The organism is Stenotrophomonas sp. STEN056, assembly GCF_056759635.1.
Window position 1 is genome coordinate 1 of the sequence record NZ_JBRRDL010000040.1, and the last position, 24453, is coordinate 24453.

The window sequence follows — 24453 nt, forward strand, 5'->3', positions numbered from 1 at the left end:
CAGCAGCCAGCGGTGCACGAAGCGCTCGGCCGCGCGCATCGGGCCGACGGTGTGGGAGGAACTCGGGCCGATGCCGATCTTGAACAGGTCGAACGTACTGACGGACATGCTTGATTCTCCGTGCCGCGGCTCAGCCGCGCTTGCCGGGCAGCATTCGCTGCAGCAGGCGATCACGCTGCAGCAACTGGTGCTGCAGCACGGCCAGCAGATGCAGCGCCACAAGTGCGGCCAGGCTCCAGAACAGCCAGAGGTGTGCGGTATCCACCGCCTTGCGCAGTTCCGGCGCGCGCGAGGTCAGCGGCGGCACTTCGAACAGGCCGAACCACGGCAGGGGTTGACCGGCGACGGAGTTGAGCAGCCAGCCCGACAGGGGCAGTGCCAACAGCACCGCGTACATCAGCAGATGCGTTGCACGCGCGGCCTGCACCTGCCATGCGCGAGCGGGCGCCGGTGCCGGTGCAGGCGTGAGGGCGCGTGCCAGCACGCGCAGCAGGGCCAATGCCAAGGCGGTCATGCCCAGTGATTTGTGCAGGCCATAGCACAGCCTGCGCAGGTCGCTGCCGCGTTCCATGTCCACCATCAACAGGCCGATCACCGCGGTGGCGGTGACCAGCAGCAGGCCCAGCCAATGCAGCAACTGCACGCTGGCGGGCCAACGTGCGCTTGCAGTGCCGTGCATCGCGGAATCAACGCTGAGCATCGCCGGGCCGGATCAATGGAAGAACTCGGCGATCGCCGCTGCACCAATGAAGGTGCCGGCGGTGGCGGTGAGCGAGACCAGCACGATGCGCCAACCCAGGCGGCGGAACATGGGCAGCTTGCGGGCCACCGAGAAACCGGCCAGCGCCAGCACCGTGGTGGTGATGCTCATGAACTGGACGTGGTTGATGGTTTCGGCCATTGCATCAGCCAGTGGCCAGCCACCGGGAATCGTCACCAGCGTCGCGCCCACGGCCAGGAACAGCATCAGCGGCAGGCGGCGCAGCACCCGCTTGAGCAGCAGGCCGACCAGCACGATGGCCACCATCACCGCCACGCCGGGCAGGGTGTGCTGCGGCAGCACGCCGTGGCCCAGATAGTTGCTCACGGTAATGCCGACGATCATCAACAGCAGTGCCACGACACTGTCGCCGAAGGAGGGAGTCTCGTCTTCCTCGGCCATGGCTGCCTGCGGGTCCAGGCTGTCGGCCGAAGGTGCACGCCGCGCCAGTGCAGTGCGGCCCAGCACCGGCTCCAGCCGCGCGTACAGCCAGTTGCACAATGGCAGGGTGATGAACACCGCGAAGTAGAAGCCGACAACACCGGCGATCAGGTTGGCCGCGGCGGCAATGGCGGTGAGTTCCTTGACCATCTCCGGCGACATGCCGACGGTGATCACCCCCAGCGCGGCGGCCATCAGGCTGCCCGAGCCCATGCCCGCGCCCATCGCCAGCGAGCGTGGGTCGAAGATCTCAAGCGGGGCAATCACGCTGACCAGCAGGGTGATGAATACCGCACCCAGCACCGTGCCGGTGATGTATTCGGCAAGGACGCCACGGCCTTCGGCCGATTGCATGCCGTACTTCTGGCCGATGATGACCAGGCTGTTTTCGCGGCCGATGGAGAACGTTGCACCCACCGCTTCGCGCTTGATGCCCAGCAGCAGTGCCAGCGGCAAGGCCAGCACCATGGTGCCAAATGCATGGCCCAGTTCCTGGAAGGCCAGTGCCCAGCCCACTTTTTTCAACTCGGGCATCGAGTGCCCGGCCATCAGGCCGAGCTTGACGATGAACAACAGCAGCGCGGCGTTGAGCAGTTTGCCTGCGTGGCGCTGCAGGGTTACATCCAGGCGCAGTGCGCTGGGCATGCGCGCATGCCAGGCGGCCAGTGCGGTGGTCAGCAGCAGCGCCATCAACATCGGCAGGATCACGATGCGGGTCGAGCCCAGCGGTATGGCGATGGGGCCGATCCACTCGGTGACGGCGGTGACGATCAACACCACCAGCAGCAGGAGCCACAACCTGCTGGGGGTGCCGGTTGACGCGGAGGGAGGTACAGCAGGTGCGGCGTGGGACATGGTCTGGTCACTCGGAATCGGGAGTCGCAGGGTCGGACGCAGCGGCGTGGGGGAGGTGCCGTGTCAGCGCTGGGGCGTGGGTGGCGATTTGGCCTCGCCTGCGGTGAACCAATCACTGGGTGGAATTTCGTGGACCAGGACGCGCACCGCGGCCGGTGCAACGCCCAGGTGATCCACCGCGGCCTGTGTCACCGCGCGTGCGAATGCGGCTTTCTGCTCCTGGCTGCGGCCGGCAAGAATGTTGGCGTGCAAGATGGGCATGGCTCAGGCCTCCACGTTGAAGCCGCAACGGCCCAGTGACTGCATCTCCAGCGAGACATGGATGCCCGCGCGCAGTGCGCAGGCCGCAGTGGCACCACCGGCAAGCACGATGTCGCCCGGCTGCAGGCTTTCACCGGCCTCGGCGACAACACGTGCGGCAGCCACCAGTGAGCGCAGCGGGTGGCCGAGAATGGCGGCGCTGGAGCCGAACGCCTGCGGGCGGCCATCGAAAGCCATCACCAGGCCGAGGTTGTCCAGGTCGGTATGCGGGCTGCACCACGGGCCGACCACGAAGCTGGACGAGGAGCTGTTGTCGGCAACCACGTCGGTCAACGAGAAACGGAAGTTCTCGTAGCGTGAATCGATGATCTCCAGCGCCGGGGCCACCGCTTCCACCGCGGCCAGGGCCTGCGGCGCGGTGACACGGCCGGACAGCGGACGTGCGATCAGGAAGGCCACCTCCGGTTCCACGCGCGGGTGCACGTAGTCCTGCAGGCTGACGCTGCTGCCATCCTCAACCAGCATCGAGGACGTCAACCGGCCCCAGATCATGTCCGACACGCCCATCTGCTGCATTTTGGCGCGGCTGGTGAAACCCATCTTGATGCCGATGCCGCGCTCGCCCCGCGCCAGCCGGCGCGCGATGCTCAATTTCTGGATGGCATAGGCCTGTTCCAGGCTGATGGCCTGCTCCAGCTGCGGGGTGGCCGTGGCGGTGTGCGCGGCGCCATCCAGGCGGGCGGCAAGCGCGGCCAGGTCGATGTGTTGGTCAACGGAACTCATGCGCTTTCCACCTTGTGCTTGTTGCGCGCCAGCAGGTCCAGCGCGACGTCCACGATCATGTCTTCCTGGCCACCCACCATGCGCCGAGCGCCCAGCTCGACCAGGATCGAGCGTGCGTCCAGGCCGTAGTCGGCGGCGGCTTTTTCCGAGTGACGCAGGAAGCTGGAATAGACGCCGGCGTAACCCAGGGTCAGTGTTTCCCGATCCACGCGCACCGGCCGGTCCTGCAACGGGCGCACCAGGTCATCGGCCGCATCCATCAGTGCGTACAGGTCACAGCCGTGTTCCCAGCCCATGCGGTCGGCAGCGGCGATGAACACTTCCAGCGGCGCGTTGCCGGCGCCGGCACCCATGCCGGCCAGCGAGGCATCGACGCGGGTGACGCCGTTTTCCACCGCGACGATGGAGTTGGCCACGCCCAATGACAGGTTGTGGTGGGCGTGGATGCCGATCTGGGTGCTGGGCTGCAGGGCATCGCGCAGTGCGCGCACACGGTCACGCACGCCGTCCATGGTCAGCGCACCACCGGAGTCGGTCACGTATACACAGTGCGCGCCGTAGCTCTCCATCTTCAGCGCCTGCGCCGCCAGTTCTGCCGGCGGGGTCATGTGGCTCATCATCAGGAAGCCGGCCACATCGACGTCCAGCCGGCGGGCTTCCTCGATGTGCTGGCGGGCCACGTCGGCTTCGGTGCAGTGGGTGGCCACGCGCACCGAGCGCACGCCGGCCGCCACTGCCTGGCGCAGGTCGTGCACGGTGCCGATGCCGGGCAGCAACAGGGTGGTGAGGATCGCCTGCTGCACGCTTTCGGCCACCGCGCTGATCCATTCCAGATCGCTGTGACGGCCAAAGCCGTAGTTGAAGCTGGAACCGGCCAGGCCATCGCCGTGGGCGACTTCAATGGCGGCCACGCCGGCGCGGTCCAGGGCGCTGGCGATGGCGCGGGTGGCGTCCAGCCCATATTGGTGGCGGATGGCGTGCATGCCATCGCGCAGGGTTACGTCCTGGATGTACAAGCGGCTCATCAAGCCACCTCCGGTGCGTTGGGAGCAAGCGCGACCTCGACCATGCGCTCGGCCGCAGCGAGTGCGGCGGAGGTCATGATGTCGAGGTTGCCGGCGTAGGCGGGCAGGTAATGGCCGGCGCCCTCGACTTCGAGGAAGACCGACACCTTCAGGCCGGCAGCGGCGCCGGGCTGCTGCAGGATCGCCGCGCAGGCATCGGCGTCGAGCGCTTCAAACTGCACGTCCTGCTTGAGGCGGTAACCGGGCACGTAGCTGGCCACGCGCGCCACCATTGCTTCCACCGAGGCACGGATGGCCTCGCGGTCGCCGCCTTCGGTCAGGCAGTAGACGGTGTCGCGCATGATCAACGGCGGCTCGGCCGGGTTGAGCACGATGATGGCCTTGCCGCGGGCGGCGCCACCGACGCTTTCCAGCGCACGCGAGGTGGTTTCGGTGAATTCGTCGATGTTGGCACGGGTGCCCGGGCCGGCCGAACGGCTGGAGATGGAGGCCACGATTTCCGCGTAACGTACCGGCGCCACCTGCGAGACCGCCGCGACGATGGGAATGGTTGCCTGGCCACCGCAGGTCACCATGTTGATGTTGCCTGCGGCCAGGTGCTGGTCCAGGTTCACCGCCGGAACCACATACGGGCCGACAGCTGCCGGGGTCAGGTCGATCACCCGCTTGCCATCGGCGCGCAACAGACGGTCGTGGCCGACATGCGCGCCGGCCGAGGTCGCATCGAACACAATGTCGATGCTGTCGTAGTGCGGCATCGCGCGCAGCCCTTCGATGCCTTCATGGGTGGTGGCCACCTCCAGCCGGCGCGCACGGGCCAGGCCATCGGACTGCGGGTCCACGCCAACCAGTGCCGCCATCTGCAGGTGGCGGCCATGGCGCAGGATCTTGATCATCAGGTCGGTGCCGATGTTGCCGGAGCCGATCACCGCGACATTGCGCTTGCTCATGCGTGTTCTCCTGCAAAGGCCGCGGCAACCCGGCCAAGGCCGGAGATGCGGGCTTCAAAGATGTCGCCCGGGCGTGCCTGCACCATCGGGCCCAGCGCACCGGACAACACGGTGTCACCGGCGCGCAACGGCCGGCCGATGCGCGCGGCGGTGCGCGCCAGCCATACGACGGCGTTGAGGGGGTTGCCCAGGCAGGCGGCGCCGCAGCCCAGCGACACGGGCTCGCCACGCAGCTCCAGGCTCATGCCGCACAGGCGCAGGTCCAGCGTGTCGATCCTGCGCGGCGAGCCGCCCAGCACATAGACACCGGACGAGGCGTTGTCGGCGATGGTGTCCAGGATGCTGATCTTCCAGTCACGCACGCGGCTGTCGACCACTTCGATGGCGGGCAGTGCGTAGCCGATGGCGTTGAGCACCTGCGCCAGGGTCGGGCGCTCGGCATCCAGGTCACGGTCGAACACGAAGGCGATCTCGGCTTCGACCTTGGGCTGGATCAGCCGGCCGAATGGAATCTCCTCGCCATCACCGTAGGCCATGTCGTCGAACAACATGCCGTAGTCGGGTTGGTCCACGCCCAGTTGCTGCTGCACGGCCACCGAGGTCAGGCCGATCTTGCGGCCGGACAGGTGCCTTCCCGATGCCAGTGCCTGCTCGGTGAGCAGGTGCTGCACGGCATAGGCCGCGTCGATGCCGCCGGATTCGAGCAGGGGCTTGACCGGATCGCAGGCGCTGGCGGTCTGGGCGGATTGGCCGAGCAGGCGCGCGGCCTCGCGTACCGGGGCAGACCCGGTCAGTGATTCAAAGCTTGATGCAGACATTGCGCAGCTCCGTGTAGAACTCCAGCCCATGCACGCCGCCTTCGCGGCCGATGCCCGATTGCTTGGCGCCGCCAAACGCGGTGCGCAGGTCACGCAGGAACCAGCAGTTGACCCACGCCACGCCCACTTCGATGGCGGCCGCCACGCGATGCGCGCGGGTCAGGTTGCCGGTCCAGATCGAGGTCGCCAGGCCGTAGGGGCTGTCGTTGGCGGCACGTACGGCTTCGTGTTCGTCGTCAAACGGGGTGATGTGGCAGCACGGCCCGAAGATTTCCTCGGTCATCACCGCCGAGTCGGACGGCAGGCCGGTCCAGATGGTCGGCTCCACCCACCAGCCGCCGGCGAGTGCGCCCGGCAGCTGCGGAATGCCACCGCCGGTGACGATGGTGGCGCCCTCGTTGCGCGCGCGTGCGTAATAGGACAACACCTTGTCGCGGTGGGCCTGGCTGATGAGCGGGCCGAAGTTGGTGTCATCGCCGTAAGGGTCGCCGGGGCGCAGTGCTTCGGCGGCCTGCTTCAGGCGTGCGACAAAGGTGTCGAACACCGGCCGTTCCACATAGATGCGCTCGGTGCCCAGGCAGACCTGGCCACTGTTGAGGAACGCCGAACGGGTGATGCCGGCAACGGCCGCATCCAGGTCGCAGTCGGCAAATACCAGCGCGGCGTTCTTGCCGCCCAGTTCAAACGACACCGGGCGCACGCCCACCGCAGCGGCCTTCATGATCGCGGTGCCGGTGCGGGTTTCACCCGTGAAGGTGATGCCGTTCACGTCGGGGTGTTCGGTCAGGTACTGGCCGGCGCTGTCCGGGCCAAAGCCGTGCACCACGTTGAACACGCCCGGCGGCACGCCGGCGTCGTTCATCACCTCGGCCAGCAGGGTGGTGGTGCTGGGTGTTTCCTCCGACGGCTTGACCACCACGGTGTTGCCGAAGGCCAGCGCCGGGGCCACCTTCCAGGTCATCAGCAGCAGCGGCAGGTTCCACGGGCAGATCACCGCGATCACGCCGCGCGGCGTGCGCAGGCCGTAGTTCAGTGCGGTGCCACCGTCGGGGGTGGGCGAGCGGAAGGCTTCGGTGGCGCCGTTGGCCAGTTGATCGGCAAAGACGTCGAAGTTGGCCGCGCCGCGGGGAATGTCCAGGTGGCTGGTCAGGCTGTGCGGCTTGCCGGTGTCGCGGATCTCTGCGGCAACAAACTCGTCGAAGCGGGCGCGGATGCCATCGGCAAGCTTGCGCAGCACGGCCGCGCGCTGCACATCGGTGTAGCTGCCCCAGGGACCCTGCAGTGCATCGCGTGCGGCCTTGACGGCCTGGTCAACGATGGCCGCATCCGCTTCGTGCACCTGGCTGACGATCTCGCCGGTAGCAGGGTTGATGTTGGCGAACAGCGGCCGGCTGGACGTCACCGGCTTGCCGCCGATGTAGTGCGTGATGACGGGCTGGGGGAGAGTTTGCGCGACAGAGGTATTCATGCGGTTTCCGTTGTCGAATCCATGAATTTACGAAATTTATTCCAGTTCCCTGTGTGGGGGTTGGAAGGTTCCGGGGGCGCATGTTTCCAGAAAACAGCTGGTATTTATGCGATGTGCTTTGACCGGATCATGCCAGACAAAATTCGTCGTGTCTTCAAAATATCGAAATTAAATTTGACAGGGGTGTGGGACTCTGGTCTGATCGTCCTCACGCCCACTTGCTTTTGGAGAGTCACCGTCATGGCTGCTGTTTCCGCTTCTGTCCTGGACCTTGCGCCGCGCATGGCCGAATGGCGCCAGCGCATTCATGCCTGGCCGGAGTTGGGCTTCGAGGAAGAGCGCACCTCGGCGCTGGTGGCCGAGGTGCTGCGTGGCCTGGGGCTGGAGGTTCACACCGGGCTGGGCGGTACCGGCGTGGTGGCGGTGATCGACTCGGGCAAGCCGGGCATGTCGATCGGCCTGCGCGCGGACATGGACGCGCTGCCGATGGACGAACAGAACGAGCTGCCATTCCGTTCGCAGCGCCCGGGCGTGGCCCATACCTGTGGCCACGACGGACACACCGCCGCGCTGCTGGGCACGGCCCAGCACCTGGTGGCCAACCCGCCGGCCAGTGGCCGTGTGGTGGTGATCTTCCAGCCGGCCGAGGAAGGCGGGCGCGGTGCCATCCGCATGATCGAGGATGGCCTGTTCGAGCGTTGGCCGTGCGACGAGGTCTATGCCTTCCACAACATGCCGGCATTGCCGGGCGGCCAGGCCAGCGTGCGCACCGGGCCGACACTGCAGTCCCTGGCGGTGTTCGAGATCGAAATCGAAGGCATCGGCGGGCATGCCGCCGCGCCGCACCGTGCCAATGATCCACTGCAGGTGGCCGCGCGCCTGGCCGTGGAAATCAGCGCCATCGTCGGGCGCCACATCGACCCGATGGAAGCGGCATTGATCAACGTGGGCAAGCTGCAGGCCGGCACCACCCACAACATCATCCCGGCCAGCGCCTCACTCAGCGGCACCATCCGTTCGCTGTCCAACGAGGTGCATGAGGAACTGCTCAAGCGCCTGCGCGCGCTGTGCAAGGGCATGGCGCAGGTTTACGGCTGCAACATTGATCTGCAGATTCCGCATTCCTGCCCGCCGTGCGTCAACGCACCGGAGCAGGCGGCGCTGGCGGCGGTGGCGTTGGGCGAAGTGCTGGGGGCGGAGAACGTCAAGACCGACATGCGCGCCTACCCGTTCTCCGATGACTTCTCCTACATGCTCGACCGTTGGCCGGGGGCCTATCTGTTCATCGGCATGGACAGCGCCATGTGCCACCACCCCACGTTCCGCTTTGATGATGGCCTGCTGCCGGTGGCGGTTGCGACCTTCGAGCGCATCGTACGACACAGGCTGGGTTGAGCCGGCCACACCACAGACGTATTCCACGGCTTTTCCAGCTACCTGAGGCGCCGCGTCATGTCGATCAGCATCGAGCAACTGCGTTACGTCGTTCTTGGAACCCGCAACCTGGAGTCGGCGGCACAGTTCGCCCTTGGTGAGCTGGGCCTGCAATCAACATGGCGCAGTGCCGAGGAAGCGGCGTTCCGCGCCGATGCCCGCCAGTACGTGCTGCTTTTCAACCAGGCCGAACCGCGCCGGCAGGCCGTTGGCCTGCAGGTGGCCGACGTGGCCGCGCTGGATGCCGCCAGCGCGGCGCTGTCGGCGCGTGGCATCACCCTGCATGCGGACCCGGAACTGGCGGCACGTCGCAATGTGCGCGCGCTGGGCCGCTTTACCAGTGCCGGCGGCGTGGACGTGGAGCTGGTGGTGCGCCCGCAGGACCAGGGCTGGCGTTTCCACGCCGGTCGCGATGTGGGAATGCTCGGGCTCTCCGCAGTGGCGCTGCGCAGTACCGACGCACCGGCGGACGAAGCGATGTGGCGGGAGGTCTTTGGCCTGCAGGTTTCCGATTGGGTGGGGGATGCGGCCTATCTGGCGCTGGCCGACGGTGAGCACCATCGCTTGTCGGTGCACCCGGCCGGCAGTGGCGGCGTGCTGGCGGTGGAGTACCAGGTTGAAGCGTTGGACCAGCTGATGCAGCAGTCCTACCGGCTGGCCGAGGCGGGCCTGTCGCCGGCACACGGGCCTGGCCGGCGACCGACCTCGGGGCAGGCGTTTGTCACCTTTGATGGCCCGGACGGCATCTACTACAGCTTCGTCACCGAAGGGGAGCGTCGCGATCAGCACACGGCCTGGCGTCCACGCCAGTTCGGCGGCGGTGCCCAATCGCATTGTGTCTGGGGAAGCGAATGCCGCATCCCCGAGTTGCAGGGCAAGCCCGCACCGGGGCGGGCGCCACTGCGCGGGGTGTCCAGCGCATGATCAATCTGCTTGATGTCTGCTACGCGCGGCTGGGTACCCGTGACCTGGAAGGTGCCACGCGCTATGCCACCACCATCCTGGGCCTGGAAGTTGCCGAGCGCAGCCGCGGTGCGGTGTATTTCAAGTCCGACCAGCGTGAGCACACGCTGTGCTATGTCGATGCCGATCCCTCCGAGCAGGCGGTGGCCTTCGAGGTTGCCAGCCGCGAGGAACTGGATGCGGCCGGTGCCGAACTTGAACGCATGGGCCGGCCGGTGCATCGCGGCACGGCCGCCGAGGCAGCAGAGCGCAAGGTGCGGGACTTCATTGCCTTCCGCGACCCGACCGGCAACCAGATCGAGCTGGTGTGGCGCCCGCAGATGGGCGCCCGCCGCTACCACGGCACGCGCGATGCCGGCATCACCGGGTTCAGCCATGTAGGCCTGTGCACCACCGATGCCGTGCGCGATGAACTGTTCTGGACAACCGTCTGCAATGCCCGCGTCAGTGACCGCATCGGCGATGCGCCACTGCTGCGCATCGACGACATCCACCACAAGATCGCCTTGTTCCCGACCAACCGCGCCGGCATCCAGCACATCAACCACCAGGTGGCCAGCACCGACGACGTGCAGCGTTCCTACCACCATATGCGTGCCCACGATGTGCCGGTGGTGTTCGGCCCGGGGCGGCACCCGACCTCGGGTGCACGCTTCCTGTATTTCCAGGGCCCCGATGGCATGGTGTTTGAATACTCCTCCGGGGTCAGTTCGATTGCCGACGAGCTGCTTTATCGCGAGCGCCAGTTCGAGTTCGCACCGCCGGGCTTCTGCAAATGGGGCGCCAAGCCCGACATCCGGGAATTCAAGGCATGAGTGCCGATATCCAGGCGTTGTCGGTCACCGTGCGCATGGCTGCACGCGCGCTGGGGCGTTCGGGGATGGTGCATGCCTATGGCCATTGCAGCGCCCGGATCGACGCGGACAGTTTTCTGGTGGCACCTGCGCGGCCGCTGGGCCTGGTGGAAGCCGGCGAAGCCTGCGTCGTGGTGCCGCTGTCCGGGCCGTTGCCGCCGGACGTCCTGCCGGAAGTGCGCATCCATCGTGAGATCTACCGCTGTCGGCCCGACGTTGCCGGTGTTGCCCGGGTGCAACCGCCAAAGCTGATGAGCCTGAGTGTGCTTGGCCGCACGCCGCGGGCGCTGCATGGCTTTGGTGCGTACTTCCATCCGCAGGCGCCGTTGTGGGACGACCCGCTGCTGCTGCGTTCCGACGAACAGGCCGCGCAGCTGGCCCAGGCGCTGGGCCAGGCGCACGCCATCGTCATGCGCGGCAACGGCGCCGTTGCTGCCGGCCAATCCCTGCAGGCTGCCGTGGTGTTGGCCTGGTACCTGGAGGATGCGGCACGCGTGGAACTGGATTGCCTGGCCAGTGGCCTTGAAGCGACCTGCTTCACCGCCGAACAGGCCGCCACGCGCGCCACCTGGAATGGACGCCTGCTTGAGCGCATGTGGGATTACCTCAGTGCCGGTGACCCCGAGCGGGTTGCCTGAAACCTTCCGCCCAACCCCAACGGAATCTTTCCCGATGAAAACTCTGCACCTGACCGCATCGCTGCTGGCGATGCTCGGCCTGGCGGGTCATGCCAGTGCGTCCGCTCCCTGTGCCACGGCCGATGACGCCACGGTCATCCAGCACTACTACGACACTGTGCGTCCCGGTGCGCCGCCGCCGGCGGTGGCGCGCCTGTTCCGCATGCCCGAGACGGCCGTGGTCAGCGCGATCAAGCCCGAACATGCCTATGGCGTGCGTTCCAACCGCGTGTTCTTTGAACAGGTATGGAAGTCGGTGGACAGCTGGGGCAAGGACACCAAGCTGGGCCTGGTGTTCACCTCCGGCGGCATGCATGTGTGGAACTTCCCCAGCAGCGTGCCGCAGACCCAGTCCACCAGCACGCCGATCTGGTACGACATGTATGCCGATGACGGAGCCGGCGTGCACGGCCACATCACCCCGCAGGACGTGGACCAGATCTGGTCGTTGCAGTTGCCGACCAAGGACCCGAACAAGTTCACCCGCATCCTTGGCTTCTACGGCAAGGACGGCAACCTGATCGTTGGCCTGTACGCCTCCGAAGGCGTCAAGGATTTCGACGCCAACGCGGTGGTGGGCTTCGAGAAGACCCGCGAACTGCTGCGCACGCAGCCGCGGGTCTGCAGCGCGGGTTAAGGGCGGTCACCGGCGTCGGCTGCCGGTGATTGCAGGTGCGGCAACCGTACCCGCACTTCCAGTCCGGGGCGGTTGTCGCGCAGTTCGACATCGGCACCGTGCGCGCGTGCCACTGCATCGACCATCGCCAGCCCCAGCCCACTGCCGGGCGTGGTGCGGCTGCGCTCCAGGCGGTACAGCCGGCGGAATACATGCGCATGCTCGGCAGTTGGAATGCCGGGCCCGTCGTCACTGACACTGACCACCGTGAAAGCATCGTCCTGGCGGTCGGCGCGCAATGTGATGTGGGCACCGGCGGGGCAGTGGCGGCAGGCATTTTCCAGCAGGTTGGAAAACAGCTGGCCGAGCAGGTCACGGTTTCCCGACACCCTCAGCCCGGCAGCGACGTGGGCGCTGAAGTGCTGGCCGGCTGCCTCGAAGGCAGGCAGGTGCACTTCGCCCAGGGTATCGAGCAGTTCGGACAGCGCCACCGGCTGCTGCTGGAGTTGACGGGGGTCACCGCCGATCTGGGCGATGTGCAGCAACGAGGCGAAGGTGCGCAATGCACTGTCGACCTGTTCGGTGGCGCGTTCCAGTACGGCATGCAGGGCGGCCGGATCATGCAGGCGGCTGCCGCGCTCAAGCTGCTGGCGCAGCCGGCTCAACGGCGTGCGCAGGTCATGGGCGATGTCGTTGGAAACCTGCTGCAGCGAATCGGCCTGGGTGTCGATGCGGTCCAGCATCTGGTTGACGCTGTTGGACAGGCGGTCGAATTCATCGCCTCCCGTGCCCACCGGCAGCCGGCGTGCCGGCTCGCCCAGCATGATTGCCTGGGTATCGCGCACCAGCCGCTCCACCCGCCGCAGCATCAACTGGCTCATCACTGCGCCACCGAGCAGGGCCAGCAGCAGTACGGCGAGCAGCCCGTAGCCCACGTCACGCAGCAGCGCGGACTGCAGGCCCTGGAACTCTTCGGTGGCCTTGCCGGCCTCGCCCACGGCCAGGTAGCGGCCGTCCTTCAGGTGCAGCCCGTAGGCGCGCACCGTGCGGCTTTGCCGTGGCTTGTCGCCCTTGGGCATCTGGAACCAGAACCATCCCGTGGGCTGCTTTACCTGCGCGGGTGCGTTGCCGCTGACCACGCCGTTGTGGCTGTCCTGCACGACGTAACGCATGGACTTGAGCAAGGGTTGCCGCAGGCGTTGTTCAATCAGCGCGTCAACGCCGGCCGCGCCGTCCTGCTTCTCGGCCTGGCGCAGGTACTGCACCTCGCGCTTCACTATTTCATCCTGCAGGTGGGTGGCGTAGTTGCCCACCTCCAGATAGACAATGCCAAGCAGGATCGCCACCGACGTGGTGAAAAGCGCCGCGTACAACAGGGTCAGGCGGAAGCTGCTGGTACGCAGCAGGCGGGGACCGCGCATGGTGTCACTCCCCTTCGGCACGGCTGTCCAACCGATAACCGGCGCCGCGCACGGTATGGATGCGGGCACGGGCGTGCGGCCGGTCGATCTTGGCGCGCAGGCGGCTGATGTGGCTGTCCACCACGTTGGTCTGCGGATCGAAATGCAGATCCCACACATGCTCCAGCAGCATGGTGCGGGTGACGACCTGGCCCGCGTGCCGGGCAAGGTATTCCAGCAGCCGGAATTCACGGGGCTGCAGTTCCACCGCTTGCCCGGCACAACTCACGGTGCGTGCCAGCAGATCGATTTCCAGGTCCTCCACCTGCAGGCGCGTCTGTACCGCCATGGCGCGTGGGCGGCGGGTAAGGGCTTCGATGCGGGCGGAGAGCTCGGCAAAGGAAAAGGGCTTGACCAGGTAGTCATCGCCGCCGGCCTTCAGGCCCAGGACGCGATCATCCACGCCACCCAGCGCGGTCAGGAACAGTACCGGCACCTGCGCCCCGGCGCTGCGCAGTGCCTTGACCAGTGACAGCCCGTCCAGGCCGGGCAGCATGCGATCGACGATCAGCATGTCCGGTGCGGTTTCGCTCATGGCCAGGTAAAGACCATCGCGGCCATCGCTGACATGGGTGACGCCGTGGCCTTCGGCACGCAATCCGTCGCCGATGTATTCGGCTGTTTCCTGATCGTCTTCCACCAGCAGGATCTTCACCTGGTACTCCCGTTTTCTGCTGTGGGCAGGATAGCGGCGCGTTCTGGCTGTTGCAGGTTACCGATCGGCAATGTTGCGCGCAGCTGTGGGTAATGCCGCAACCCCGACGATGGCGCTCGTCCTGTTCCGTGCTGAGAGTGGTTGGCCATGCGATCCCTTCTGTTCCGTTCCACCGTGTTGTGCGCCCTGGCCGTTGTCTGTGGCAATGCCACGGCCGGCCCCTATGAAACCGGCAGCACCAGTACCGCCAAGGGCCTGAAGATCAAGAGCAACGTGCAACTCAAGCGCAGCCCCAGCAAGGACAGCTGGGTGTTGCCCAAGCTCGGCATCGGCGGCCCGTTGGCCGATAACCTCGAGCTTTCCGTGGGCACCGGCTACGGACGCGTGGACCGTGACAACGGCCGCGACAGCAGCGGCATGCGTGATCTGTCGGTTGGGGTGAAGTGGCGCCTGCTCGACGAAAACGGCAACAGGCCTGCGCTGGCCATCGAGCCGAAACTGAGCCTGCCCACGGGTGACCGCAGCAGTGGCATCGGCAAGGGTGCCTACGCCCTGGAACTGCCGGTGCGCGCCAGCCGGACCTTCGATCAGCTGCGCCTGACCGGCCAGGTGAGCATGCAGCGCACCTTTGGCCGCGATGCCGATCAGCTCGGCACCGGGATCCTGCTGGAATACATTCCCGCATCACGCTGGTCCTGCGGCATCGAACTGGTGGCGGACGCGCCACGGGAGGACCTGGGCGCACGCCACCTGCGCCTGAACATTGGCACCAAGCAGAAGATCGGGCGCCACTGGCAGTGGCAGGGGCTGGTCGGGCGCAGCCTGGACAATCCGCAGGGTGACCGCACCAGCACCTTCAAGATGGCGCTGGAATACCTGCTGTGACGCTATGACGCCGCGCGCTGCTCGCCTTCCATCGCCCTGCGGACTTCATCGGCGGTGCGCATCAGGTGGTCGTGGGTGAGGCGGCAGGCACGCAGCGAATTGCGCTCCAGCGTGGCTTCAAAAATGGCCTGGTGCTCGTCCTGCACGAAGCGCTTGCCGCGCGAGGCGCTGAGGGACACCCGCCGGTAACGTTCTGCCTGGTGGTAGAGCAGGTCCTGCAGCTTGATGAGCCATGGCGAGTTGCAGGCCGATACCAGCGCATAGTGGAACTGGCGGTTGCGCTCTTCCCAGGTGTCCACCATGTCCTGCGGGGCGCCCTTGCCGCGGACCAGGACATCGCCCTCGACCTTATTCAACGCGTCGTAGGCCTCGCGCACGCGCGCCTCCCAGGCGTCGTCGCCGTGCTCGATGGACAGCCGCAGCGCCTCGGTCTCGATCAGGTTGCGTACGCGCGAGATGTCGTCCAGCTCTTCCAGTGACAGCGCGGCCACCCAGAAGCCGCGCTGGTCCTCGGTTTTCACCAGTTGGTCGCCAACCAGCCGGGCCAGCGCTTCGCGCAGTGGCGACATGCCGATTTCGTAGTGCTGGATCAGCGCTTCCAGCTTGAGCTTGCTGCCGGGCGGCCAGTGGCCATGGACGATGTCGCGGCGCAGGGACTGATACGCGCGCTTGGCCAGGGTGCGGGCAGCGGCGGGAGTGGCGTTGTTCTTCATCTCTACAGTGTGAAGGGAGAATTTCGAAAATCAAATCGATGTGCTGCGAAGCAGCAATTTCGTAATTAATTTCGATAACGCCGTTTCCGTTGGTTTTTGGTGAAATAAATAAAGCATTGTTTTTAATGGATAAAAATTTGTTGAATGGGGATCATCTATGCCATTCGTAATGTGTGAGTTAAAAAATATCGTAATTTTTATTGACACCCTGTCGCCATCTTGGTGTTATCCGGCTGCACCCGGCGCATGAGTCGCCGGCCTTCGGAACGTGGATGGGCAGCCGGCCAGGCCTCTCAAGGCCCCCGGCGGCAACAGGCAGGGGTAGAGCGGGCGCCCATCCGTCAGCCACAGTGAAATGCGGGGGAAAGATGAGCAGTCGAGCAGGACGTCAGCGGCTTATGGCCGGCGGTTTTTCGATATTGTCGATTTGCATCGCCGGGGCGCTGCATGCGCAGGAGGCCCCGGTGCAGTTGGATACCGTGGTCGTTACCGGCACCAACATCCGTGGCGCCGAGCCGGTGGGCAACACCGTGCAGGTGATCAGTGCCGAGCAGATCCGTGACAGTGGCAAGGCCACCGTTGCTGATTTCCTGCGCGAGCTGCCGGCCAACTTCGCCGGTGGCGTGGGCATGAGCGACAACGTGCAGGGCGGTCAGGACGCCAGCGTTGCCGGCTCCAACATGACCGGCGGGCAGGGCGTGAACCTGCGTGGCCTGGGGGCGCTGTCGACCCTGGTGCTGGTCAACGGCCGGCGCGTTGCCTCGGCGGGACAGTACGGCGACTTCGTTGATATCTCCAGCATTCCCACCAATGCGGTCTCGCACATCGAAGTGCTGCTGGACGGCGCCTCGGCGGTGTATGGCTCCGACGCGGTGGGCGGTGTGGTCAACATCATCACCAAGCGCAGCGACGATGGTGCCAACACCTCGGTGCGGCTGGGGACGACCACGCAGGGCGGTGGCAGGCAGTACCAGGTCGGCCAGACCTGGGGAACGCACTGGGACGATGGCGGCATCGTGGTGGGCTATGAATTCAACCGCCAGGAAAACGTGCTGGCCAATGACCGCGACATCTACAACGGCGGTGACTTCAGCAACCGTGGCGGCGTCAACTGGCGCAAGGCCAACGCCCGTGCGGGCAGTGCCGCCAACCTGTTCTCCGGCACGGCCGCGGCCAATGGCAATGTGATCTACACCGTCCCCGGCGGCGCCGGCACCGGGCTTTCCGCTGGCGACCTGCTGCCGGTTGCCGGTGGCGTGGGCAATACCTACAACGCCTGGGACCGGGTCGACATCGTTCCGGAGATGGACCGCCACAGCCTGTTCCTGGGCTTTGAGCAGACCCTGGGCGAATCGGTTTCGCTGTACGGTGACCTGCGTTACACCCACCGCCGTGGCGAATACAACCAGGGTTATCAGGCGCTGTACGGAACGCTGCCGGCGAGCAGCCCGTATTACATCCCCGGCGTGGCCAACAATTTCGGCGTGCTGATTGATGACGCGCCGTTGAAGCGCAAGGTGGGCGTGGACAGCTTCGCGGCCAACCTCGGCGCCACGTTTGAACTCGGCGGCAGCTGGCAGGGTGAAGCCACCGCGTCCTACAGCCGCGAGAAGCAGTTCCGCAACTCGGATGTACAGCGCAACGCCAACATCTACGACTACCTGCCCACCCCCAACGGTGGCAAGGCGCAGGCGCCGACGTCCATTGCCTGCAGCTTGATGGGCCTGACCGCCGCCAATCTCCCGGCCAACGCCTCCGCGCAGCAGGCCTATTGCGCAGGCCTGGGCTATACCGCGTTCAACCCGTGGACCACCGACGGCTTGTCGCAGCAGGTGCTGTCGCAGCTGATCGGCTTCGAGAAGCTGGACTTCACCTCCTGGCTGGCACAGGCCAGCTTCAAGGTCGATGGTGATCTGTTCGACATCGGCGGCGGTGCGGTGAAGCTGGCCGCCGGTGCCGACTGGCGCCGTGAAAACATCGGCGGCGGCCTGGACTTCAACTGGCGCAGCATCGCTGACCAGCACGCCGGCTTCGGCACCACCGAGCGCGATGTCAGCTCGCTTTTCGCCGAGCTGTACGTGCCGCTGGTCGGCAAGAGCAACGAAATGGCCTTTGCCAAGAAGCTGGAGCTGTCGGTTGCCGGGCGTTACGAGCGTGGCCGTGGGCTGGGTGATTTCTCCACCTTCAATCCCAAGGTCGGCCTGGATTACAAACCCACCGATGACCTCACCCTGCGTGGCAGCTGGGGCACTTCCTTCCACGCACCGCCCATGCGCTATGCCTATGACGGCGTGCAGCCGATCTCCGGCGGCAACGGTGCCTTCATGCGCGCGGACCTGTACAACGCCCCGTGCGACACGACGATGATTCCGCTCAATGGCGTGGCCGGCACGCCGGGTGGCGCGGGCAACTGCACCTTCACCGCAGTGGTGGTGAGCGGTGGCGCCGGTCCCACCCTGAAGCCGGAGGAGTCCCGCACCTGGACGCTGGGCTTTGATTACCAGCCCGCCTGGGCACCGGGCCTGAGCGTGGGTGCGAGCTACTTCAACCTGAAGGTTGACGACCGCATCGTGCGCATCCAGGCCGGTACGCTGGGCAGCATCCTGGCGCAGTTGTTCGCCACCGGCAGCTCGCCTTACATCAACAGCCTGGAGCTGAACCCGGACGCCGCCCGCGTGCAGCACCTGATCGACAACGATCCGCGCTACCTGGGCCAGCTCGGTGCCGGTCCGGTGCAGGGCGCGGCTGACGTGGCGATGATCATCAATGCCACCCAGCTCAACCTGGCCTCGCTGAAGATGGACGGTGTGGACTTCAACCTTGGCTACGGCTGGGACACCGACCGTGCCGGCAGTTTCGACCTGTTTGCCCGTGGCACGTGGTTGAACTCGTACAAGGTGCAGTCGACGCCGGGTTCGGGCTATGTCGACCAGCTCGGCAAGTACAGTGCAGGCGGCAACCCGGTGCAGATGCGTTCGCAGCAGGGCCTGCGCTGGAGCCGTGGTGACTTCCGCACAACCTTGACCATGAACTACGTGGACAGCTACGAGTGCGCCGATGGTTGCTTCGTGCCCAACGCCGCCAGCCTGCCGACCCTGTCCAGGTCGTCGGTCAAGATTGGTTCGTGGACCACCTTCGATCTTTCGGTGGATTGGGACCTGAGCCGCCACGGTGGTTTCTTCGACGGTTCCAAGGTGAACTTCACCGCCGTCAATTTCACCGACCGTGATCCGCCGTTCGTGGACGGTGGTACCGCGGCCAATGACGCGCTGGCCGATCCCTACGACCCCGCCAATGCCACTGTACTGGGCCGCACGCTGGTGCTTTCCTTTGACAAGCGCTGGTGATCAAGGCCCAACATGCCGCCTGGCCGCAATGGCCGGGCGGCGGAGACTGTAGATGAGCAAACTGCTTTTTTTTCCGATGCGCAGCGGCCTGATGGCGGTCGCGGTGGCGCTTGGCCTGGGCGGCACCTGCAGCGTAGCCGCGGCTGAAGCCGCGAGTCCCGCGGCGGCCGGCGCGCCGCTGGTGGTCAAGGGCGCCCAGCAGTTCGACCTGCGCTCACCGCAGGGGCGGGACTACCGCATCTTTGTCGCCGTGCCGGACAAGCCGGCCCCCGCCGATGGCTACGGCGTGCTCTATGTGCTGGACGGCAACAGCATGTTCCTGACGGCGGTGGAGACGGTGCGCGCAACCGAGCGCCGGCCGGATGTGCCGCGCGAGCAAGCCACCCTGGTAGTGGGCATCGGCTACCCGGAAGGCACCGACATCGGCGTGGAGCGGACCTATGACCTGACGCCCCCGGGCTCGGGTGATGCACGCATCAAGGCGCGTGCCGGCGGTGCGGACCAGTTCCTGGCCTTCATCCAGAACCAGGTGAAGCCGGAGATGGCCGCGCGCTACCGCATCGATCCGCGTCGCCAGGGATTGTTTGGCCATTCGTTCGGCGGCTTGTTCGTGCTGCACTCCCTGGAGCGCGCGCCGGACGCATTTGCCTACCGGACCGCGGCCAGTCCATCGATCTGGTTCAACCGCACCGCCATCACCCAGCGTTTGACCGAGTGGGCGCAGGCGCGGCCGAAGGATGCTCCGGAACTGCGGGTGCTGCTCACCGCCGGCGAGTATGAGCAGGCCCTGTCGCCATTTGCGTATACACGCCCCAACGTCACCAAGCTGGCCGAGCTGCAGCGTGAGCGCGGCCAGGTGGACAGCGGCCGCGCACTGGCGCAGGCAATTTCGGAAGGCAACGGCCTGCTGGTGCGCTTTGACGAGATCCTCGGCGAGGATCACGGCACCGTCATTCCTGCCGCGATCAGCCGCACCGTCACGCAGATGCTGATGCCCAGCATCGAAGTGCCGCCGGTGCCCGACGCCAACGCTTACTGGCAGATGACGCCGGATCAGCGCTACGACCTGCGCATGTGGGTGCGGCAGCTGCCGGACAAGCAGCGCATTCCATGGCTGACGAAGCTGCGCGACACCTTGCACGATGGCCTGGACGACACCCAGCAGGCGGCGTTGCATGAAGAGCGCAACCGCATGGACCAGGAAAACGGCAGCAAGCCACATGCGGTGAACGCCACCGCGCGTTGAAGCCCTGCATCCACCGGCCTGGCTTTCACTGCGAGGGCCAGGCCGTGTCGGCTTGGGCGGATGTCATCTGGAAGCACGCTGTGTCATTCATGGTTCCGGCGGACGGCGTGATTGCGCTGTCCGCCGGTTGCTTGCCGGCCTGGCAGGACGAACGCCGGCCCGTGACCCGGACGCCGCGATTGCCATCACTGGGCTAACGCAGTTGGCGAGGTAGAAGGGTTCGGGCCCGGAGTGCGCGGCCCACCCGTGATTCGGTACGGCGTTCGAGCATGCAGTCGATGTATTCGGCGGCAAGCAGCAGGCCATCCAGGTTGATGCCGCAGTCCAGGCCCAGCCCGTCCATCAGGTAAACCAGTTCCTCGGTGGCCAGGTTGCCTGCGGCGCCTGGAAAGTACGGGTTGCCGCCCAACCCCGAGATCGAACTGTCGAACGCACGGATGCCCTGTTCCAGTGCTTCCATGACATTGGCGGTGGCCAGGCCGAAGGTGTCGTGGAACTGGCAGGCCAGGGTATGCATCGGCGCCTGGGTCAGGCAGGTACGCAACAAGGTGCCCACCGTGCCGGGCGCGCCGCTGCCGGTGGTGTCATCAAGGCAGACCTGCCAGCAGCCCAGGGCGCGCAATCGCTCCACGATGGCAGCCACGACCCTGGGCGGCACGACACCTTCAAAGGGGCAGTCGATCACCGTGGAAACACGCGCGCGCACCGACAAGCCCAGCGGCCGCGCATGCTCTGCGATCTGAGTGATGCGGTGCAGGCTTTCTTCGATGTCGCAGCCCAGGGTCGCGCGGCAGAAGGTGCGCGAGGCGGCGGTCGTCACGATGATGTCGCGGCAGCCGGCGGCATAGGCCTGTTCCAGCGCGTTGAGATGAGGCACCAGAATGCTGCGGGTCTTGTCCGCCGGCAGCGGCGCCAGTGCCTGCAGTACCGACAGCGGCGGGGCGGTGGTCCTCGTGTGGGGCACGGGTTCAAACGCGCCCACCTCAATGGACGACAGCCCGGCGATCTCCAGCAGCTCGACAAGGTTGACGCGGGTCTGTGTGTTCATCACATCGGACAGCCGCTGCCATCCATCGCGCGCGCCAAGCTCGGTGATCCGCACGCCATCGATCAGTGTCAGTGATGTGTTGATCATGGGCCGTGTTGCTCCGTTGTACCCGCGCCGGCAGAGCCGCAGGCGGTAGTGGCGAGACAGGCAGAGCCAATGGCGGCCGTTGTTGAATGCGGGCCGTGCTGCTGCATGTGCGCGATGGCCCGGTTGCGCAGTGTCGCCAGGCTGTGTGCCAGCGCGACGGCCGCCACGATGGCAGCCAATGCAGGCCGGTCACCGTGTGCCGTGTTCGTCAACGCGCAAGGCGTTGCCCCGGTAGCGAGCGCATCGGGTGGAGCCCTGTCAGTCAGGTGCATGGGAACAGGCAGGGTGAGGGTTCCGCGCAGTGTGGCGTGCCCGTGCAGTGCCCAGTGGGCAAGCGCGAGGCAACCATCGGCACGCCCAGCCCAGACCTGCACGTTCGCCTCCAGCACGCACGGGTCGACACTGGCGGCAGCCAACACCGGCGCCACACCACGAAGAATGTCGGTGTTGGCGCTGGCGGTATGGTTCGGGTCGCTGTTGTCGAGCTGGTGCAACGTGGCGATACGTTCGCAGATGGAGAGGCCACTCCAGTCACCGCAGCCCAGTGAATCCACATCAAGGCACACGCTGGCCTGCACCAGCGGCTGCGGATTGCCGTGCATGACAGGCGGGGTATGCACGCTGCCGCCGCTGATCCGTTCCAGCGCGCAAAGCAGTGCAGGCGTATTGGCGTGAACGGTGTTGCTGACCTCAAGGGTGTTTCCCTCAAACAGCAGGTACACGACCAGAAGCGGTACGGCGTGTGTCAGGCCGGCAAGGTGTACCTCCATATTCCGGCAGCGGATATCACCTGTGCGTGCCGCGGCTTCAGCCAACTGCATCAGGTGTTCGCGTTCGTGCAGGATCGCGCGGCGTGCAGACAGCGGCGTGGCCGTTGCCGTCAACGTGATCTGTACCTGGCTTACTGTGCCCGCGCGTGAGGTGGTGAAGCCGCGCTGATTGCGCGCGATTCCGGCGATACGGTTGGTGCAAGCAAAACTGACGAAATCTTCGGCGTGCAAAGCAAGCAATACGTCGTTTCCGTCAATGCGAAAGTCGGCCGATAACGCAGGCCGGTTGCGACTTTCCATTGCGTGGGAAAAGTCCGGCGAAATCAGCGGCTTCCGAATGTCTGTGTGATATCCGCCTGGATCCGATTCAACGGCGCCTGCAGAACAGGTGTCAGTGATATTGACGGAATTATCAGAATCGTCTGATAGCCGTTCTGAGAAGAGCAAACTCCGCTTCAGGTGAAGTGCGTCCTTCGGTGGTGATGCGTGATGGCTATGATCCGATCTGTCCGGCTTGCACGAATGCAGGTGTTTTTCAGATGTTTTTGCACGGAAGGAATGCGAATGGGCGACTTCGGAATCGGCGCCGCCTACATCGGATGCCAGTGAATTTCCTGTGAAAAAAGCAGATGAAAAATCCCTATTCATGGTGACCATCCGTGGCAGTAAATGACCGTTTTTGGCAGTGCTGCAACCATTTTCTGCGCGTGCAAAACTGTGAACTAGGTACAGTTTCTGAGGACAGTGTTTGCACGCGCAGCAAACACATCCCGGCTGGCATTTGTTTGTAGAGAATGGAATTGCGCTGGAGCGTCCGGGCATTTCCAGCGAGCCATTCCGATCATTGGATGTCTTACCGTTATGGAGAACCATGGCAACTGCATCTGCTTCCATTTCGCTGGCTGAAAAAGTCGCAACGGATATCGGCCGCCAGATATTGGCCGGTGTTCTCAAGCCAGGTGACAAGCTGCCTTCGCTGCGTGAGTACGCGCGGTTGAACGGTTACTCCAAGAACACCGTCATCGCTGCCTTCGACCTGCTCAGTGAGCGGGCCATGGTCCATGCGCAGCATGGCAAGGGTTTTTTCGTGCGGGGCATGGACACCAACATCGAGCGGGATGATGACGATGAGCCGGCCGGCTACAACCGTGCGATCGACACGATCTGGTTGATGCGCCAGCAGGCCGTGCGCGATCCGGGAAGCTCGAATCTGGGTGAAGGGTTTCCGCCGGTGGAGTGGTTGATGGACATGCGCCTGGATCGCTTCCATCGGCAGATCACCCGTGCCGGTGTGGGCAGCCTGTTCCGCTATGGCAACCGCTATGGCTATCTGCCGCTGCGCCACCATCTAGTCCGGCGACTTGCCGGGTACGGAATCGAGGCCGGGCCGCGGCAACTGGTCACCACGTTTGGTGCCAACCATGCCCTGGATCTGGTTGTGCGTTGCCATGTTCACCCGGGTGACTCGGTGCTGGTCGAGGAGCCGGGTTATTACCCCTTGTTCGGCAAGCTGCGCATGCAGGGTGCGCATCCGGTTGCGATACCGCGGCTGGTGGATGGGCCGGACCTGACTGCCCTGGAGGTAGCGCTGCAGCAGACCAAGGCGCGCGTGTTCTTCATGCAGGCCTCCGGGCACAACCCAACCGGCACTGACATCTCCGATGCGGTTGCGCAGCGGCTGGTGCAGTTGGCGCGCCGCTATGACCTGCTGATCGTGGAGAACGATTCGCTGGCCGATTTCAAGGCGAGCTCGACGCCCCGCATCTCCGCGCTCACCCAACTGCGGAACACCATCTACATCGGCAGTTTTTCCAAGTCGATATCGGCCGCACTGCGGGTGGGTTTCATTGCCGCCGAAAGCAGCCGCGCCGAGGAACTGGCCGACGTGAAGATGCTGCTGCACTTCGGCGGCAGTGAATATGCCGAGCGCGTGCTGGAGGCCATTCTTCGCGAGGGCAATTTCCTGCGCCACGTCAAACGCCTGCAGGACCGCCTGCGGATGGCGACGCAGACCGGCCTGGAGACGCTGCGGCTGCTTGATGCCAAGGTGTACATGGCACCGGAGCAAAGCCTGTACCTGTGGACGCGCTTCCCGGGCATCACTGACACCCGCCTGCTCACGGTGCGCATGTTGGCGCGCGGCGTGGTATTGGCGCCGGGTGCGTTCTTCAATTTGAATACCGAGCGGATTTCACCGTGGACGCGCTTGAACGTGGCTTACCTGAGCGATCCGCTCTTCATCAGCAGCCTGCGGCACGAACTGGACCAGGCATCCGGGCAGACCACCCTGCCGCTGCGCAGCGGCCTGTTCACACCACCGGAATGGGCGACGTGAGC

At 65.5% G+C, this 24453-nt stretch carries 23 protein-coding genes; 9 read left to right on the forward strand and 14 right to left on the reverse strand.

Annotated elements, in window-relative coordinates:
* From ACVOLO_RS16070 to ACVOLO_RS16110, 9 genes are all read right to left on the reverse strand, one after another.
* Positions 1 to 108 (reverse strand): serine dehydratase beta chain (locus ACVOLO_RS16070; protein ID WP_481571357.1); only part of this gene is annotated, 108 nt, incomplete at its 3' end.
* 22 nt (positions 109 to 130) lie between these two features.
* A complete protein-coding gene (locus ACVOLO_RS16075; RefSeq protein WP_481571325.1) occupies positions 131 to 679 on the reverse strand; it encodes a cytochrome b in 549 nt (182 codons plus the stop codon).
* 33 nt (positions 680 to 712) lie between these two features.
* Positions 713 to 1999 (reverse strand): DUF3100 domain-containing protein, encoded by a 1287-nt coding sequence (locus tag ACVOLO_RS16080; protein WP_481571326.1) that lies wholly within the window; start codon positions 1997 to 1999, stop codon positions 713 to 715.
* Positions 2000 to 2119: 120 nt separating this feature from the next.
* Positions 2120 to 2317: a tautomerase family protein gene (locus ACVOLO_RS16085; RefSeq protein ID WP_481571327.1), complete on the reverse strand. Its 198-nt coding sequence runs from the start codon at positions 2315 to 2317 to the stop codon at positions 2120 to 2122.
* A 3-nt stretch (positions 2318 to 2320) separates the two neighbouring features.
* A complete protein-coding gene (locus tag ACVOLO_RS16090) occupies positions 2321 to 3100 on the reverse strand; it encodes a 2-keto-4-pentenoate hydratase (RefSeq protein WP_481571328.1) in 780 nt (259 codons plus the stop codon).
* On the reverse strand, positions 3097 to 4125 hold the full coding sequence (gene dmpG / locus ACVOLO_RS16095; protein WP_481571329.1) for a 4-hydroxy-2-oxovalerate aldolase: 1029 nt from the start codon (positions 4123 to 4125) through the stop codon (positions 3097 to 3099). Before dmpG ends, ACVOLO_RS16090 begins: the two co-directional genes overlap by 4 nt.
* The gene (locus tag ACVOLO_RS16100) at positions 4125 to 5075 is read right to left on the reverse strand and encodes an acetaldehyde dehydrogenase (acetylating) (RefSeq protein WP_481571330.1); all 951 of its coding nucleotides are present in this window, start codon (positions 5073 to 5075) and stop codon (positions 4125 to 4127) included. The genes dmpG and ACVOLO_RS16100 overlap by 1 nt, the downstream gene beginning before the upstream one ends.
* On the reverse strand, positions 5072 to 5893 hold the full coding sequence (locus ACVOLO_RS16105) for a 2-keto-4-pentenoate hydratase (RefSeq protein ID WP_481571331.1): 822 nt from the start codon (positions 5891 to 5893) through the stop codon (positions 5072 to 5074). Before ACVOLO_RS16105 ends, ACVOLO_RS16100 begins: the two co-directional genes overlap by 4 nt.
* Positions 5874 to 7361: a 2-hydroxymuconic semialdehyde dehydrogenase gene (locus ACVOLO_RS16110; protein WP_481571332.1), complete on the reverse strand. Its 1488-nt coding sequence runs from the start codon at positions 7359 to 7361 to the stop codon at positions 5874 to 5876. Before ACVOLO_RS16110 ends, ACVOLO_RS16105 begins: the two co-directional genes overlap by 20 nt.
* Before the next feature lie 240 nt (positions 7362 to 7601).
* Between ACVOLO_RS16110 and ACVOLO_RS16115 the strand changes: the two genes are divergently transcribed.
* From ACVOLO_RS16115 to ACVOLO_RS16135, 5 genes are read left to right on the forward strand one after another with little or no spacing between them, the layout of a single operon-like run.
* Complete coding sequence (locus ACVOLO_RS16115) at positions 7602 to 8756, forward strand: amidohydrolase (protein ID WP_481571333.1); 1155 nt, start codon at positions 7602 to 7604, stop codon at positions 8754 to 8756.
* 57 nt (positions 8757 to 8813) lie between these two features.
* Positions 8814 to 9719, forward strand: coding sequence for a VOC family protein (locus ACVOLO_RS16120; protein ID WP_481571334.1), 906 nt, complete (start codon positions 8814 to 8816; stop codon positions 9717 to 9719).
* On the forward strand, positions 9716 to 10573 hold the full coding sequence (locus ACVOLO_RS16125) for a VOC family protein (protein WP_481571335.1): 858 nt from the start codon (positions 9716 to 9718) through the stop codon (positions 10571 to 10573). The genes ACVOLO_RS16120 and ACVOLO_RS16125 overlap by 4 nt, the downstream gene beginning before the upstream one ends.
* Positions 10570 to 11250 carry a class II aldolase/adducin family protein gene (locus ACVOLO_RS16130; RefSeq protein ID WP_481571336.1) on the forward strand — a complete coding sequence of 227 codons (681 nt, stop codon included), beginning with the start codon at positions 10570 to 10572 and terminating at the stop codon, positions 11248 to 11250. Before ACVOLO_RS16125 ends, ACVOLO_RS16130 begins: the two co-directional genes overlap by 4 nt.
* 34 nt (positions 11251 to 11284) lie before the next feature.
* Positions 11285 to 11926: a ChuX/HutX family heme-like substrate-binding protein gene (locus tag ACVOLO_RS16135; protein WP_481571337.1), complete on the forward strand. Its 642-nt coding sequence runs from the start codon at positions 11285 to 11287 to the stop codon at positions 11924 to 11926.
* On the opposite strand, the gene ACVOLO_RS16140 is transcribed toward ACVOLO_RS16135, so the two are convergent.
* Positions 11923 to 13326, reverse strand: a complete 1404-nt coding sequence (locus ACVOLO_RS16140; protein ID WP_481571338.1) for a sensor histidine kinase — start codon at positions 13324 to 13326, stop codon at positions 11923 to 11925. The two genes, ACVOLO_RS16135 and ACVOLO_RS16140, sit on opposite strands and share 4 nt — an antisense overlap.
* A gap of 4 nt (positions 13327 to 13330) precedes the next feature.
* Positions 13331 to 14020 (reverse strand): winged helix-turn-helix domain-containing protein, encoded by a 690-nt coding sequence (locus ACVOLO_RS16145; RefSeq protein WP_481571339.1) that lies wholly within the window; start codon positions 14018 to 14020, stop codon positions 13331 to 13333.
* 147 nt (positions 14021 to 14167) lie between these two features.
* Between ACVOLO_RS16145 and ACVOLO_RS16150 the strand changes: the two genes are divergently transcribed.
* On the forward strand, positions 14168 to 14905 hold the full coding sequence (locus tag ACVOLO_RS16150; protein WP_481571340.1) for a transporter: 738 nt from the start codon (positions 14168 to 14170) through the stop codon (positions 14903 to 14905).
* Between the two features lie 2 nt (positions 14906 to 14907).
* On the opposite strand, the gene ACVOLO_RS16155 is transcribed toward ACVOLO_RS16150, so the two are convergent.
* Entirely contained in the window at positions 14908 to 15618 is a 711-nt protein-coding gene (locus tag ACVOLO_RS16155; RefSeq protein ID WP_481571341.1) for a GntR family transcriptional regulator, read from the reverse strand.
* Between the two features lie 419 nt (positions 15619 to 16037).
* Here ACVOLO_RS16155 and ACVOLO_RS16160 point away from each other — a divergent pair, with 419 nt between their 5' ends.
* Positions 16038 to 18965, forward strand: a complete 2928-nt coding sequence (locus ACVOLO_RS16160) for a TonB-dependent receptor plug domain-containing protein (protein WP_481571342.1) — start codon at positions 16038 to 16040, stop codon at positions 18963 to 18965.
* Between the two features lie 52 nt (positions 18966 to 19017).
* On the forward strand, positions 19018 to 20211 hold the full coding sequence (locus ACVOLO_RS16165; RefSeq protein WP_481571343.1) for an alpha/beta hydrolase: 1194 nt from the start codon (positions 19018 to 19020) through the stop codon (positions 20209 to 20211).
* 193 nt (positions 20212 to 20404) lie between these two features.
* On the opposite strand, the gene ACVOLO_RS16170 is transcribed toward ACVOLO_RS16165, so the two are convergent.
* Both ACVOLO_RS16170 and ACVOLO_RS16175 read right to left on the reverse strand, forming a co-directional pair.
* A complete protein-coding gene (locus ACVOLO_RS16170; protein WP_481571344.1) occupies positions 20405 to 21346 on the reverse strand; it encodes a hydroxymethylglutaryl-CoA lyase in 942 nt (313 codons plus the stop codon).
* Positions 21343 to 22764, reverse strand: a complete 1422-nt coding sequence (locus tag ACVOLO_RS16175) for a hypothetical protein (RefSeq protein WP_481571345.1) — start codon at positions 22762 to 22764, stop codon at positions 21343 to 21345. Before ACVOLO_RS16175 ends, ACVOLO_RS16170 begins: the two co-directional genes overlap by 4 nt.
* A gap of 223 nt (positions 22765 to 22987) precedes the next feature.
* Here ACVOLO_RS16175 and ACVOLO_RS16180 point away from each other — a divergent pair, with 223 nt between their 5' ends.
* Positions 22988 to 24451 (forward strand): aminotransferase-like domain-containing protein, encoded by a 1464-nt coding sequence (locus ACVOLO_RS16180; RefSeq protein WP_481571346.1) that lies wholly within the window; start codon positions 22988 to 22990, stop codon positions 24449 to 24451.
* Positions 24452 to 24453: the final 2 nt, after the last annotated feature.